Source organism: Pseudomonas sp. AM4(2022), from assembly GCF_036346515.1.
In the GTDB taxonomy this organism is placed as follows: Bacteria; Pseudomonadota; Gammaproteobacteria; order Pseudomonadales; family Pseudomonadaceae; genus Aquipseudomonas; species Aquipseudomonas paracarnis.
On the sequence record NZ_JAOTNW010000005.1, the window covers coordinates 294,398 to 308,083 of the forward strand.

The following is a 13,686-nucleotide window of genomic DNA, read 5'->3' on the forward strand; positions in this document are numbered from 1 at the left end:
CCTTGTTCAATCAGGGGGTAGGTTGTGCCGCCGCCGCGCCGCGAATCACTTCGACGCCCCGACGCTGGCCGGTGTCGGCAACTGCGGGGGTGATTTTTTTCGGCGGGCCGCTGAGGGCCAATTGGGTGAATTGGTAGAGGTCGCGATTGGCGCTTTGCACCTTGTCCGGGGTGTCGCTTTCGCCAGCCCAGTAGCGGCTGAGCAATTGTTCGTCGGCACTGCGCACGGCCAGGCGCAGCGTGCCGGCTTGGGAGGCGAGCATCAGCCGACTCAGCAACGGTTCGGGCACCGCCAGCACCACACTGCGCGCAGCGGTGCGACGTTGGGCGGCCTGGGCGCGTTCTTCGGCGGTGGCGGGTGGCGGTACGGCCGGGGTGCCGTCGTTGGCCAGTCCCAACTGGTCGCCGACGCTGAGCAGGCGAATCGCCGGGATGACCACCTGCGCCGATTGCTCGGCATTGGCATTGTCCTGGCGCAAGAACAGCAAGACATCGACGTAATCGCCGGGGCTCAGTTGCCCACCGGCACCGATGACCTCATCGACGGCGACGGCCAGCGCGCGTTCATTTGCACGAATCATGCGGGCCAGGGGGCCACCGGCGGTGAAGCTTTCATCATTGAGCCAGGTGCCGGCACCCAGGGCCCGCAAGGGCGTACGGCCGATGGCCTGGTCGACGCTGGTCAGGCTGCCAGCCGGCACGGTGCGCAGCTTTTCCACAGTTACATCGGCAGCGGTGAGGGGCACAAAAGGCGCAACCGCGTGCACCAGCACGACGACGGGCTGGCGGGTCTGGTCTTCTACAACAGCAACGGTTTTTTCAACGGAAATGACAGGTTCTGGCGAGGGTGCTACGGCGGGTGCAGGCGGACGACTCAGCACCAGGCCCCAATACCCTGCAACCAAGGCTCCGATAAGCAGCAAGCCAGCCAGGACCATGCTGATGCGACTGTTCATGACGGCTCTCCCTATCCTGTTGCACTGCTTTTATTCCCGTTAATCCAAACGAGTTAAATTCGCAACTGGGCTGTGATGAACAACTAACGATTTGGCTATTTGAAGGTAGCTCAGCTAGGACGAAATGCCATTACCGAATGAAAAATTTATCGATGTTTTTAGAATCGGGCCTTTAAACAACGGACTTACAGGGCGCATGAGGCGACTAATACTTTATGATTAATTCATTCTTACAGTTGTGAGTGTTAAATTTGTTGACAATGCTCTAGTGGCACACGGCAATCATTGTGCGGGCCAGCTGTATCGGCGCTTTGTGGCGCATGAAGGAGATCTCAACATGATCCTTGACCTGTTCTTGAAATTTTACGTTCACGCTCAGTTATTCCTGCGCCGTAGAGAGGGGGCGTCGGCTATTGAATATGTGATTATTGTCGCGATAGTTGCGTTGGTGATAGTGGGTGTTGGCACTGGGCTTGGCGAAAAAATCAAGGGCGTTTTAGATAAGGTAGTCGTTGCATTGACGCCGCCGGCCTAACCGTCGATGTTTTCGGTTGTTCTCTAGGTGGTCTTATTTATCAGGTAATGCCCATGAGCCCCCTCTCGTCATCCCGCCAACAAATCCTATTGGTGGACGACGAAGAGGATGCGCTGGTGGAGTTAGCCGAATCCCTCGAAAACGAGGGATTCGTCTGTTTTACTGCGACCTCCGTCACCTTCGCCTTGCAAGAATTGACACTTCACCCTGATATCGCCCTGGTCATCACCGATCTGCGCATGCCCGAGGAAAGCGGTATCTCCTTGATCAAACGCCTGCGCGAACATACCTCACGCTCGCATTTGCCTGTGATCGTGATGTCTGGCCATGCAGAAATGGACGATGTCAGCGATATGCTGCGCTTGCAGGTGCTGGACTTGTTTCGCAAGCCGATCTACCTGGCGCGCTTGCTCGATACCCTCAATAGCCTGTTTCCCCTCTCTAAACCTGGTCGGTAACGGACCGGCACCGCTTATTAAATGTGGGAGCTGGCTTGCCTGCGATAGCGGTGGTTCAGTTAAAGATTCATTGACTGACACACCGCCTTCGCGAGCAAGCCCGCTCCCACCGTTTGATCGCGGGGGCTCAGGTAGAGAGGTTTCGTTCGGCTGTCAGGCCGCAGGGATCTGTGTCGGGCACTGATTCTGTGAGCAACACAGACCCTTGTGGGAGCTGGCTTGCCTGCGATAGCGGTGGTTCAGTTAAAGACTCATTGACTGAAACACCGCCTTCGCGAGCAAGCCAGCTCCCACATTGATTACAGGTGCCCTCATCACAATTGATAACTGAAACTCAGCGTATACCGCGGCCTGCGGTTAAAGCTGTCCAGGGCGATATCCGACATTGGCTTGGCCGCCTCCAGCGCGATGTTGTAGTACTTCTTGTCGCCAAAGCGTAGACCCACCGCCGCCGAGGACATGTCGTTGGCCTTGACCGGCAGGTCGTTGAACCAGGATTTGGCGCGGTCGACTACGACGTAGGGTTGCAGGATCTTCACCCAGTTGCCGGTGCGGTTGAAGCTGTAGTTGACCTCGTACGCCACCCCCCAGCCCTTGTCGCCCGAGCCTTGGTCGTCCGGGTAGCCACGGCCGAAATTCTGCCCGCCGAAGGTCACACGTTCGCTGTCGGGCAGGGTGTTGTCGCTCCAGTACAGCGCACCGGACAGCACGCCTTGCCAGTTGTCGAAGAACTTATCGCTTTGCACGCCGGAAAGGCGCAGGCGGAAGAAGTCGAGGTCCGGTTTGGCCACGCCCAGGTCGCTGCGGGCCTTGGCGCCCAAGCCGTCTATGCCCTGGTACAGGCCACCACTGATAATGCGCAGGCGTTGCGCGTCGGCCTTGCGCCAATCGCCTTCGAAGGCCAGGGCGCGCAGGTTGGATTCGATGTCGAAACGCAGCGGGTAGCCCACCAGTTTATAGCGCGTGGTCTGGTCGACCGCGTACAGGCGCGTGCCCAGGGTGAGTGACTCGGTGGGGGAGGCGATGAACGGGTGGCTCAGGCCAATGGAGTAGCGGTCGATGGACTGGTGCGGCTTGAGTTCGAAACCGCCGTCCAGTTGCACGCTGCTGTTGGGGTCGGCGCGATAGCGTTCGGCGGCGAGCGCCAGTTGGGTGCCCTCGGCGTTGATGAATTGGTTGTAGTCCACGCGGTAGTAATGCTCTTTGTCCTCGCCGGGTGGGAACAGGCCGCTGACGCTGAGCTGCTCGCCCATGGACGTCTGGGAATTGCTGGTGGCGCTCAGCAACGCTTGCGTGCCGCCACGGCTTTTCTGCACCAGGCTCATGCTGGTGGTGAAAGGTTTGCGGCTGGCCTGGATCTGCATGTGCGTGGCGCCATCGGTGGTGCCCGGTGGGGGCACTTGCGCCTGTACGCTGAGCCCGGGGATGCGGCTCATCAATGTGGTGTAGCGCTCGAAGGTCTTGCGGGTCAGCGGGCGCTCAGCCAGGAGCTTCTGCGCGAGTTTATCGACGTAGGCCGACACCGAACCGATGTCGCCGGTTTGTTGATAGTCCTTGATGTAGCCCTCCACCAGTACCACGCGGACCAGGCCGTTTTCGAAATTCTGTTGCGGCAGGAACGCGTAGGACAGCAGGTAGCCATCCTCCTGATAACGGCGGGTGATGCCACGGGTCGCTTCAATCAGTTGGGCGAGGTTGGTTTCCCGTCCAATCAACGGCGCATACACCTGTGCCGTCTCGGCGAGCGGGTAGACCGTTCCGCCTTCGATCTGCAATTTTCGAATAGTGACCTTGGTGTCCATCAACAGCGGCTGACCGGCAGTCGGTGGCGCTTCAGGTACCTGGGTTTTCGACGAGGGTGGTCGGTAGGCGTCGGCGGGCAGGTTGGGCACCGGCAGGGTGCGGACAGTGTCGTTGCTGTTAAGAAAGCTGGGAAGGGTCTCGGCCTGGACGTAGGCACTGAGGGTGAGCAATAACAACGGCGTCAACACGCGCATAGGACACTCCATGGTCAACTGCAGCAGCGCTTCGGGCCCGCCGGGTTCTGGGACTCGGTTCGGGAGGGTGGCGATTGATAAAGCGTGTCGCCGCCCATAAAAAAGACGAGAGACTTATTAAAGGTCTCTCGTCTCAACCAAGCGTAGGCGCTGTAGGGGAGGCCGTCTAATCGGCCAGGTGCATTTCTATTTGCCGGTCAGGCCGTTCAACAAACCGCCCAGACCGCCAGTGGCCGGAGTGCCGCCTGTGGTTGTGGCCGTGCCGGTTGCTGTGGCGGTGGTGCCGATATTCAGGCCACCGAGCAAGCCACCGCTGGTGCCGCCAGTGGTGCCGCCGGTCACCAGGCCCCCCACCGAGGCGACGGTGCCGCCGACCGCTGTGACGGTGGTGCCTACCGCGTTGGTGATCGGGTTGGCATTAGCTGCCGTCAAGTTAGTGCCCACGCTGCTCACAGCGCCGCCGACTTGAGTGACCAAACCATTCACCGGAGCACCCACACCGGTAGTCGTGCCGATGGTTTGCGTCAGGTTGGTGACGCCGCTGGTCACAGGGTTGAGCGCTGCGCCGACATTGGCCGCCACGGTGGCGACCGGTGCGGTAGCTGCGGTGTTTGCTACACCTGTGCCACCCAGCACAGTGCCCAGCGACGCAACGGTGCCGCCGACCGCACCACCGGTCACACCCGCTGCACTGACGGTGCCGTTGGTGTTGCCCACGTTCAGGCCGGTACCTACGTTAGCCACCAGGCCACCCACCAGCTCTGGAATGCCGGGAGCCGAGGTGCCACCGGTTGGGGCCACATAACCACCCGATTTATCCAGTGTACCGCCGACGCCAGTGAGCACGGTGCCGACAATACCGGTGACCGGGTTGCCCGTGCCGCCGGTGCTGGCGACTTGAGTCCCCAGACCAGTGACAGCCGAACCGACTTTATCCAGTACGCCATTGAGTGGAGCGCCCAGGCCGGTTGCGTTGCCCAGGTTGCCGGTGGTGTTTTCCACCAGCGACACCACAGGCACCACGACTTTGCTGCCCAGGGTGTTGGTCAACGAACCCAGTGGGCCCGTGGTGCTGGCCGTGCTGAGGGTATCGCCGAGCATGGTGACGGTGGTGCCTACTTTATCCACAACGCCACCTACCGCAGTGCCTACTCCGCCTGTCACACCGCCGACGACGGGGATTCCCCCGAGGGTGGTTGACAGTGATTGGCCGGTGGTCGAGAGGCCGCCGCCCAAATCGGCCACCCCATTACCTACGCCTGCCACCGTGGTGCCCAGGGAGTTGGTGTTGGTGCCCAGTGAGCCCAAGCCGGCGGTTACGCCAGTGCCGATGCTGTTAACAGCGGTGCCTGCCGAGGTGACCAGGCCGCCAGCGGTTGCGCCGACGATGGGGACGCCATTCAACGTCGAACCCAGGTTACCGACCGCTGTGCCGACATTGCCGACTGTGGTGCCAAGGGTGCCGGCGATCTGGCCGGTGACCAGTGGGGTGGTTGTCGAACCAGTGCCGCCGCCGGTACCACCACCAGTGCCGCCGCCAGTACCACCACCAGTGCCGCCGCCAGTACCACCACCAGTGCCGCCACCAGTGCCACCACCCGTGCCACCACCCGTGCCACCGCCAGTGCCACCGCCAGTGCCGCCGCCAGTGCCGCCGCCAGTGCCACCGCCAGTGCCACCGCCAGTGCCACCGCCAGTGCCACCGCCAGTGCCACCGCCAGTACCACCACCGGTGCCGCCACCCGTGCCACCGCCAGTTCCGCCGTCACCACCGCCCGTGCCACCACCGGTACCACCACCAGTTCCGCCGTCACCGCCGCCTGTGCCACCACCGGTACCACCGCCCGTGCCGCCATCACCGCCACCAGTACCTCCACCTGTGCCGCCTCCGGCACCTGCACCAGCATCCGGCGATGACGCCGCCACGCTTGATTTATGCCCGCCACCACCGCTGCTGCAGCCGCCCAGGCTCATTGCCAGAACGAGGGCCAGCGCGGTACTTGCTTTCCAAAACACGACTTGAGTTTTCATGATTGAGTTCCTTGCACCTGGTACAACCTTGGTTGTTTCAAACTTTCGTTACTTCTTTGGATAACGATAGGTTTGTCCGTGTGGCTATCTCAGGCCAGGGCACTCTTTCACGCAATGCTCAACTTGGTATTAACGATTTATATACACCCGGCAACAGTCGGCTTAATGACTAATGCCAAAGGTGTAATGGATGGATGTTGCAGGATATTTAGATGATTAAAATCAAGGCGTTGTAAATAAAGGCGGACCTCGTAAGGTCCGCTATAACTTAGGGTGTATATATACAATTAATCAGAGTTTCTCACGCAATCGGCTGCCACTTCCCCAGCATATGTTGTATATCCCCAGCGCCTTTGAGTTCCAACGCCCCGCTGGAACCGGCCGCGCTGCTCATCAATATCACTTCACTGGGCAGCCGCACCGGCTTCATGAACTCGACGTCGATTTCAATATTCGCGGCCGGCAGTTGTTCTGCCAGCGCCGCGAGGGTGCGCGCCTTGTTCCACAACCCGTGGGCGATGGCCTGGGGAAAACCGAACAGCTTGGCGGTAGGCGCACTGAGGTGGATGGGGTTGTAGTCGCCGGACACTCGGGCGTAGCGGCGGCCTATGTCAGTGGGCGCTTTCCAGCGCGTCAATTCGGTGAGCGTGTCTGGGGTTTGCAATCCGCTCTCCAGGGCTTCGCCTTCCAGCTTCACGCCCCGGCATAACATTTGGCTTTCGGCTTCCCACAAGAGTCCAAGGGCATCCTCTACAACGGTGACGATGTCAAAGGTGGCCCCTTTGGGATGGGGGCTGAGATTGCGTGCATAGACACCGACGCTCACGTCACCCACCCCACCCAACGGCCGATGAATACGGATGCGATTGCGCAGGTGGATCAACCCCAGCAGCGGAAATGGAAAGGTCTTGTCCGTCAGCAGTTGCAGTTGCAGGCCGAACGCGAGGATATGCGGATAAGTCGCGGGCAGCATCGGGCTGTCAGCAAAACCGCATACCTTGCGGTACGCCGCAACGGCGCGGGGATTGACACTCATCCGGCAGCGCAACCCACGTTCGGGCAATGTGCTGCCGGTGATCTTGCGCTTGAGCGCCGCGCGCCAATACAGCGGCAGTAGAGACGGGGTGCTGTCCAACGTTTGCCATTGCATGCTTACGCTCCCAAAAGACTTTGCCCACACACCCGCAGCGCCTGGCCGCTGACCGCACCGGAGCCCGGCTGGCTCAGCCAGGCGACGGCTTCGGCCACGTCCTGGGGCAAGCCACCTTGGCCCAGGGAACTCATGCGGCGCCCGGCCTCCCGCAGGGCGAAGGGGATATGCGCGGTCATCTGGGTTTCAATAAACCCAGGCGCAACGGCGTTAATGCTGATCCCACGTTCCTTCAGCAGCGGCGCCCAGGCTTGAGCCAGGCCGATGAGCCCGGCCTTGCTCGCGGCATAGTTGGTTTGCCCACGATTGCCGGCGATGCCACTGATGGAGGCCAGCAACACTACCCGGGCGTTGTTTTGCAGGGTGCCGCTGTCGAGCAGGGCCTTGGTCAGCAGTTGCGGTGCCTTGAGGTTGACCGCCAGCACGGCGTCCCAGTATTCCGGGGTCATGTTGGCCAGGGTTTTGTCGCGGGTGATGCCGGCGTTGTGCACCAGGATGTCGAGCCCGTCTGGCAGGTGTTCGATCAGTTGGCGTGCGGCATCTTCGGCGCAGATGTCCAGCACCACCGTGCGCGCATTCAGGCGTGCGGCCAGGGCTTCGAGGTCAGCCTTGGCCTGGGGCACATCGAGCAGAATGACCTCGGCGCCGTCGCGGGCCAGGGTTTCGGCGATGGAGGCACCGATGCCTCGAGCGGCGCCGGTAACCAATGCCTTGCGCCCGGCCAGCGGGCGCGTCCAGTCTTGCACCGGGGTATCGCAAGCTGCCAGGCGAATGACCTGGCCCGAGATGTAAGCGCTCTTGGGCGAGAGGAAAAACCGCAGCGCGCCTTCCAACTGGTCTTCAGCGCCGTCGCCCACGTAGAGCAACTGCAGCACGCCACCGCTGCGCAGCTCCTTGGCCAGGGAACGGCTGAACCCTTCCAGGGCGCGCTGGGCGCTGGCGGCGAACGGATCGCTGAGGCTTTCCGGCGCCCGGCCAAGGATCACCAAGTGGGCACTGTGGTCGAGGTTTTTAAGCAGTGGTTGGAAGAATTCGCGCAGCTGCTTGAGCTGGTCGGCTTGCTGCAAACCGCTGGCGTCGAACACCACCGCCTTGAGCTTGGGGCCGTGCCCTGGAATCCACGCGGGCGCTGTCGAGGCCTCGGCGCCGTAGCTGTAGACGGCGTCGGTGAGTCGGTTGGCAAACGCCAGCACCTGGGTCGCCAGTGCGCCACCGCCCAGCAGCAGTGCGCCTTCGACCGGGCGCAGGCGTCCGGCTTGCCAGCGTTCCAGGCGTACCGGTGACGGCAGGCCAATGGCGGCGACCAGGCGATGGCCGAGGCTTGAGTTGGCGAAGTCGATATAACGGTCAGACATGGAACGCTCTCCGAAGGCTGGGGTTCAAAGGTTGACCACCCTGGGGTGGCAGTCGTTCGATTGAGCCTAGGCTAGGCTTGATGATTCCACCCACCACCACAAGGGAGCTTTCCATGACTCAATTGCGCCGTGTAGCGATCATTGGCGGTAACCGCATTCCTTTCGCCCGTTCCAATGGCCCCTACGCCACGGCGAGTAACCAGGCGATGCTGACTGCCGCGCTGGAGGGCCTGATCGAACGCTACAACCTGCACGGCCTGCGGATGGGCGAGGTGGCCGCCGGCGCGGTGCTCAAGCATTCCCGTGATTTCAACCTGACGCGTGAATGTGTGCTCGGCTCGCGCCTGTCACCGCAAACCCCTGCGTACGACATTCAGCAAGCCTGCGGCACCGGGCTTGAGGCGGCGCTGCTGGTGGCCAATAAAATTGCTCTGGGCCAGATCGAGTGCGGCATTGCCGGCGGGGTGGACACCACGTCGGATGCACCGATTGGCGTGAATGAAGGGCTGCGCAAGATCCTGCTGCAAGCCAACCGCAGCAAATCCCTGGGAGATAAATTAAAACTCCTGTTACAACTTCGTCCTCATCACCTCAAGCCGCAACTGCCGCGTAACGGCGAACCGCGTACCGGTTTGTCCATGGGCCAGCACTGCGAACTGATGGCCCAGACCTGGCAGATCCCCCGCGCCGAGCAGGACCAGCTTGCGCTGGAGAGCCACCAGAAGATGGCGGCGGCCTACGCCGAAGGCTGGCACAACGATTTGCTCACGCCCTTTCTCGGCCTTACCCGCGACAACAACCTGCGCCCCGACCTGACCCTGGAAAAGCTCGCCAGCCTCAAGCCGGCCTTCGAGCGCAGCGAAAAGGGCACGCTCACCGCGGGCAACTCCACACCGCTGACCGATGGTGCCTCTCTGGTGCTGCTGGGCAGCGAGGCGTGGGCCAAGGAGCGCGGCCTGCCGATCCTGGCTTACCTGCGCGATGGCGAAGCAGCGGCGGTGGATTTCGTCCACGGCGCCGAGGGCCTGCTGATGGCGCCGGTGTATGCAGTACCCCGCTTGCTGGCGCGCAACGGCCTGACCTTGCAGGACTTTGATTACTACGAGATCCACGAAGCCTTCGCCGCCCAAGTGTTGTGCACGCTCAAGGCCTGGGAAGACGCCGACTATTGCAAGAGCCGCCTGGGCCTGGACGCGCCGCTGGGGTCTATCGACCGCAGTCGGCTTAACGTCAAGGGCAGTTCCCTGGCGGCGGGCCATCCGTTTGCCGCCACCGGTGGGCGGATCGTCGCCAACTTGGCTAAATTATTGGATGCGGCGGGCAAGGGCCGTGGGTTGATTTCCATCTGTGCCGCCGGTGGTCAAGGCGTGACGGCGATTATCGAACGCTGATCGGCGAAAAAGTTGGCCCATTGAATGCATTCTGAAGGGGTCAGAGGTCAGTAGCCTCTCCCCCCGGCGAGCCGATTGCCGTATAACGAGTGCCACACGCGTGTTTGGTAATACAGGACCCACAATAAAAGCTGATGAAGACTCCTAAACGCATTGAACCCCTGATCGAAGACGGTCTGGTCGACGAAGTGCTGCGCCCTCTGATGAGTGGTAAAGAAGCAGCTGTTTATGTGGTGCGCTGCGGCAATGAATTGCGTTGCGCCAAGGTTTACAAGGAGGCGAATAAACGAAGTTTTCGTCAGGCATCCGAATACCAGGAAGGCCGTAAGGTCCGTAACAGCCGCCAGGCGCGAGCCATGGCCAAGGGCTCCAAGTTCGGCAAGAAAGAAACCGAAGATGCCTGGCAGAACGCGGAAGTGGCGGCGTTGTTCCGCCTGGCCGGTGCGGGCGTTCGTGTGCCCCAGCCGTTCGACTTTCTCGAAGGCGTGCTGTTGATGGAACTGGTGGCCGACGAGTACGGCGATGCGGCGCCGCGTCTGAATGACGTAGTGCTGGAGCCGGACCAGGCGCGCGAATACCACGCCTTCCTGATCTCCCAGATCGTGCTGATGCTGTGCACCGGCCTGGTGCACGGTGACCTGTCCGAGTTCAACGTACTGCTCACGCCTACGGGCCCGGTGATCATCGACCTGCCCCAGGCGGTGGATGCGGCGGGCAACAACCACGCGTTCAGCATGCTGGAGCGCGACGTGGGCAACATGGCTTCCTACTTCGGGCGTTTTGCCCCGGAGTTGAAGAAGACCAAGTACGCCAAGGAAATGTGGGCGCTGTACGAAGCCGGCACTTTGCACCCGGCCAGTGTATTGACCGGTGAGTTTGACGAACCGGAAGAACTGGCGGATGTGGGCGGTGTGATCCGCGAAATCGAAGCGGCGCGGCTGGATGAAGAGCGTCGCCAGGCGATTCGCGCGGCGGACGATGCGCCACCGAGCAAAGTGCCGGACGAGCCACCGCCGCCGCCTTGGATGCAGTAACTCACTGTGGCGAGGGAGCTTGCTCCCGTTCACCCGCGTAGCGGGTGCTGGCTTTTTTGGGGGGCGCTTCGCACCCCAGCGGGAGCAAGCTCCCTCGCCACAAGAGCCAGCTCCCACATTGGGTTTTGTGTTTATCCGGTCAGGCGCAGCAGTTGCCCGCTGCCAATTCCTTGAGGATCGGGCAATCGGGCCGATGATCGCCCTGGCAGTGCTCCATCAGGTCCTGCAAGGTATCGCGCAGTTGCCCCAGCTCGCGAATCTTGTGATTGAGCTCGTCGATGTGCTGGCGCGCCAAGGCTTTTACGTCGGCGCTCGCTCGCTGGCGGTCTTCCCACAGGGTCAGCAACTTGCCGACTTCTTCCAGTGAAAACCCCAGGTCCCGCGAGCGCTTGATGAACGTCAGGGTGTGCAGGTCGTCGTGGCCGTACACCCGGTAGCCGCTTTCGGTGCGGTGGGCGGTTTTCAGCAGGCCAATGGATTCGTAGTAGCGAATCATCTTCGCGCTTAGCCCGCTGGTGCGGGCGGCTTGGCCGATGTTCATGGGCGTTGATCCTCCAAGTCCTTGGGTTTCCAGGTTTTCAACAACAGGGCGTTACTCACCACGCTGACGCTGGATAAGGCCATGGCAGCGCCAGCCAGTACCGGGTTGAGCAGGCCGAAGGCGGCCAGGGGAATGCCGATCAAGTTATACACAAAGGCCCAGAACAGATTCTGTCGAATTTTCGCGTAGGTCTTGCGGCTGATCTCCAGGGCGGCCGGCACCAGCCGCGGGTCGCCACGCATCAAGGTGATACCGGCGGCGTGCATGGCCACGTCGGTCCCGCCGCCCATGGCGATGCCGATATCGGCAGCGGCCAGGGCCGGCGCATCGTTGATGCCGTCACCGACCATGGCCACCACGCCGGTTTTTTTCAGCTCGGCCACGGCAGCGGCTTTATAGGCGGGCAGTACCTCGGCATGCACATCGTCGATGCCCAAGGCCTCGGCCACCACCCGCGCACTGCCGTGGTTATCGCCGGTGATCAGGTGGCTGCTGATGTGCTGCGCCTTGAGTTGTTGCACGGCCTGTAACGCGCCGGGTTTGAGCGTGTCGCCAAAGGCAAACAGCCCCAGCACGCGGGGCTGCGCACCTTGCTCGATCAGCCAGGACAAGGTGCGGCCTTCGGCTTCCCATTCCTTGGCGCGCGGGCCTAAATCGCCTGCGTCCAGGCCGGTCTCTTCCAGCAAGCGACGATTGCCCAGCGCCAATGGACGACCGTCGAGCGTACCGGCAATGCCGCGCCCGGTCAGGGATTGGCTGGCGCTCACATCGGCCACGTCCAAGCCTTTTTCGCGGCAAGCATCCAGCACGGCCTTGGCCAGTGGGTGCTCACTGCCGCGTTGCAGGGCGCCGGCCTGTTGCAACAACAGGGCTTCGTTGCCATCCACGGCCGCCAAGTGGGCAATGTTGGGCGCGCCGGAGGTGAGGGTGCCGGTTTTGTCGAACACCACGGCACTCACGGCATGGGCGCGCTCCAGGGCTTCGGCGTCCTTGATCAGGATGCCGTGGCGTGCGGCGACGCCGGTGCCGGCCATGATCGCGGTCGGCGTGGCCAGGCCCAAGGCACAAGGGCAGGCGATCACCAATACGGCGACCGCATTGATGATGGCGGTTTCCAGGGAGGCGCCATACAGCCACCAGCCCACTACGGTAATCAGTGCCAATACCAGCACGGCCGGCACGAACACTTGGCTGACTTTATCTACCAGTTTCTGGATCGGCGCCTTGGCGGCCTGGGCGTCTTCGACCAGGCGGATGATGCGCGCCAGCACGCTTTCCGCGCCCAGGGCCAGGGTGCGCACCAGCAGGCGGCCTTCACCGTTGATGGCGCCACCGGTGACCGCGTCGCCGGGTTGTTTGGGCACCGGCAGGCTTTCGCCACTGATCAGCGCCTCATCGGCATGGCTCTGGCCTTCCACCACCTCACCGTCCACCGGGAAGCGTTCGCCGGGTTTGACCAGCACCAGATCGCCGTGCTTCAACGCACTGATGGCGACGTCTTCTTCACGGCCGTCCTGCACGCGAATCGCACGTTCCGGCCGCAAGGCTTCAAGGGCGCGGATGGCGCTGGCAGTCTGGCGTTTGGCGCGGCTTTCCAGGTATTTGCCCAGCAGCACCAGAGCGATCACCACCGCCGAGGCTTCGAAGTACAGGTGCGGCGTCACGCCTGGGGCGGCGGTGAGCCATTCATAGATACTCAAGCCGTAGCCGGCACTGGTACCGATCGCCACCAGCAGGTCCATATTGCCGGCGCCGGCGCGCACGGCTTTCCAGGCGGCGATATAGAAGCGCGCACCCAGGATGAATTGCACCGGCGTGGCCAGGGCAAACTGTATCCAGGCGGGGAGCATCCAGTGCAGGCCGAAGGGTTCTACCAGCATCGGCAGCACCAAGGGCAACGCCAGCAGAATGCCCGCCACCAGCGACCAGCGCTCGCGGCGCAGGCGTCGGGCTTGATCGGCGTCGGTGGCGGTTTCGCTTTGGGGTAGGGTGGCGGTGTAACCGGCTTTGTCGACAGCGGCGATCAGCACGCTGGGGTCCATCTGGCCCTGTACTTCGATGTGCGCGCGCTCATTGGCCAGGTTGACGCTGACACGCTGCACGCCCGGCACTTTGCCCAGCGCGCGTTCGACCCGCCCGGCACAGCTGGCACAGGTCATGCCGCCGATGGGCAGGTCAAAGGTGGTGGATCCATTCATGGGGCAGTCCTCCAGAAGAAGTTGCCACTAGGATCAACCTT

At 62.2% G+C, this 13,686-nt stretch carries 11 protein-coding genes; 4 read left to right on the forward strand and 7 right to left on the reverse strand.

Translation table 11 applies throughout. The annotated features are described in order from the left end of the window. Window positions 1-10: 10 nt before the first annotated feature. Window positions 11-955 carry a Flp pilus assembly protein CpaB gene (gene cpaB / locus ODQ19_RS09630; RefSeq protein WP_330209894.1) on the reverse strand — a complete coding sequence of 315 codons (945 nt, stop codon included), beginning with the start codon at window positions 953-955 and terminating at the stop codon, window positions 11-13. A 337-nt stretch (window positions 956-1,292) separates the two neighbouring features. Here cpaB and ODQ19_RS09635 point away from each other — a divergent pair, with 337 nt between their 5' ends. Both ODQ19_RS09635 and ODQ19_RS09640 read left to right on the forward strand, forming a co-directional pair. Next, complete coding sequence (locus ODQ19_RS09635; protein ID WP_330209895.1) at window positions 1,293-1,490, forward strand: Flp family type IVb pilin; 198 nt, start codon at window positions 1,293-1,295, stop codon at window positions 1,488-1,490. 53 nt (window positions 1,491-1,543) lie between these two features. Next, entirely contained in the window at window positions 1,544-1,948 is a 405-nt protein-coding gene (locus ODQ19_RS09640; protein ID WP_330209896.1) for a response regulator, read from the forward strand. Between the two features lie 314 nt (window positions 1,949-2,262). Here ODQ19_RS09640 and ODQ19_RS09645 read toward each other — a convergent pair whose 3' ends face one another. From ODQ19_RS09645 to ODQ19_RS09665, 4 genes are all read right to left on the reverse strand, one after another. After that, window positions 2,263-3,945, reverse strand: coding sequence for a ShlB/FhaC/HecB family hemolysin secretion/activation protein (locus ODQ19_RS09645; RefSeq protein WP_330209897.1), 1,683 nt, complete (start codon window positions 3,943-3,945; stop codon window positions 2,263-2,265). A 186-nt stretch (window positions 3,946-4,131) separates the two neighbouring features. Then, complete coding sequence (locus tag ODQ19_RS09650; RefSeq protein WP_442962732.1) at window positions 4,132-5,976, reverse strand: collagen-like triple helix repeat-containing protein; 1,845 nt, start codon at window positions 5,974-5,976, stop codon at window positions 4,132-4,134. A gap of 301 nt (window positions 5,977-6,277) precedes the next feature. Beyond that, window positions 6,278-7,126, reverse strand: coding sequence for a MaoC family dehydratase (locus ODQ19_RS09660; RefSeq protein WP_330209900.1), 849 nt, complete (start codon window positions 7,124-7,126; stop codon window positions 6,278-6,280). A gap of 2 nt (window positions 7,127-7,128) precedes the next feature. Beyond that, on the reverse strand, window positions 7,129-8,481 hold the full coding sequence (locus ODQ19_RS09665; protein WP_330209901.1) for a 3-oxoacyl-ACP reductase: 1,353 nt from the start codon (window positions 8,479-8,481) through the stop codon (window positions 7,129-7,131). A 113-nt stretch (window positions 8,482-8,594) separates the two neighbouring features. Here ODQ19_RS09665 and ODQ19_RS09670 point away from each other — a divergent pair, with 113 nt between their 5' ends. Both ODQ19_RS09670 and ODQ19_RS09675 read left to right on the forward strand, forming a co-directional pair. After that, window positions 8,595-9,872 carry an acetyl-CoA C-acetyltransferase gene (locus ODQ19_RS09670; protein ID WP_330209902.1) on the forward strand — a complete coding sequence of 426 codons (1,278 nt, stop codon included), beginning with the start codon at window positions 8,595-8,597 and terminating at the stop codon, window positions 9,870-9,872. A gap of 134 nt (window positions 9,873-10,006) precedes the next feature. Next, complete coding sequence (locus tag ODQ19_RS09675; RefSeq protein ID WP_014716761.1) at window positions 10,007-10,906, forward strand: PA4780 family RIO1-like protein kinase; 900 nt, start codon at window positions 10,007-10,009, stop codon at window positions 10,904-10,906. Window positions 10,907-11,045: 139 nt separating this feature from the next. Here the strand turns inward: ODQ19_RS09675 and cueR are convergent, their stop codons facing one another. Together cueR and ODQ19_RS09685 are read right to left on the reverse strand one after the other, a co-directional pair. Then, entirely contained in the window at window positions 11,046-11,447 is a 402-nt protein-coding gene (gene cueR, locus ODQ19_RS09680) for a Cu(I)-responsive transcriptional regulator (protein WP_330209903.1), read from the reverse strand. Then, complete coding sequence (locus tag ODQ19_RS09685; protein ID WP_330209904.1) at window positions 11,444-13,645, reverse strand: heavy metal translocating P-type ATPase; 2,202 nt, start codon at window positions 13,643-13,645, stop codon at window positions 11,444-11,446. Before ODQ19_RS09685 ends, cueR begins: the two co-directional genes overlap by 4 nt. Between the last annotated feature and the right edge of the window lie 41 nt (window positions 13,646-13,686).

Excerpts from the sequence above, each read along its gene's own strand:
- cpaB (WP_330209894.1), bottom strand. The coding sequence starts at position 955 with ATGAACAGTCGCATCAGCATGGTCCTGGCTGGCTTGCTGCTTATCGGA.
- ODQ19_RS09635 (WP_330209895.1), top strand. The coding sequence starts at position 1,293 with ATGATCCTTGACCTGTTCTTGAAATTTTACGTTCACGCTCAGTTATTC.
- ODQ19_RS09640 (WP_330209896.1), top strand. The coding sequence starts at position 1,544 with ATGAGCCCCCTCTCGTCATCCCGCCAACAAATCCTATTGGTGGACGAC.
- ODQ19_RS09645 (WP_330209897.1), bottom strand. The coding sequence starts at position 3,945 with ATGCGCGTGTTGACGCCGTTGTTATTGCTCACCCTCAGTGCCTACGTC.
- ODQ19_RS09650 (WP_442962732.1), bottom strand. The coding sequence starts at position 5,976 with ATGAAAACTCAAGTCGTGTTTTGGAAAGCAAGTACCGCGCTGGCCCTC.
- ODQ19_RS09660 (WP_330209900.1), bottom strand. The coding sequence starts at position 7,126 with ATGCAATGGCAAACGTTGGACAGCACCCCGTCTCTACTGCCGCTGTAT.
- ODQ19_RS09665 (WP_330209901.1), bottom strand. The coding sequence starts at position 8,481 with ATGTCTGACCGTTATATCGACTTCGCCAACTCAAGCCTCGGCCATCGC.
- ODQ19_RS09670 (WP_330209902.1), top strand. The coding sequence starts at position 8,595 with ATGACTCAATTGCGCCGTGTAGCGATCATTGGCGGTAACCGCATTCCT.
- ODQ19_RS09675 (WP_014716761.1), top strand. The coding sequence starts at position 10,007 with ATGAAGACTCCTAAACGCATTGAACCCCTGATCGAAGACGGTCTGGTC.
- cueR (WP_330209903.1), bottom strand. The coding sequence starts at position 11,447 with ATGAACATCGGCCAAGCCGCCCGCACCAGCGGGCTAAGCGCGAAGATG.
- ODQ19_RS09685 (WP_330209904.1), bottom strand. The coding sequence starts at position 13,645 with ATGAATGGATCCACCACCTTTGACCTGCCCATCGGCGGCATGACCTGT.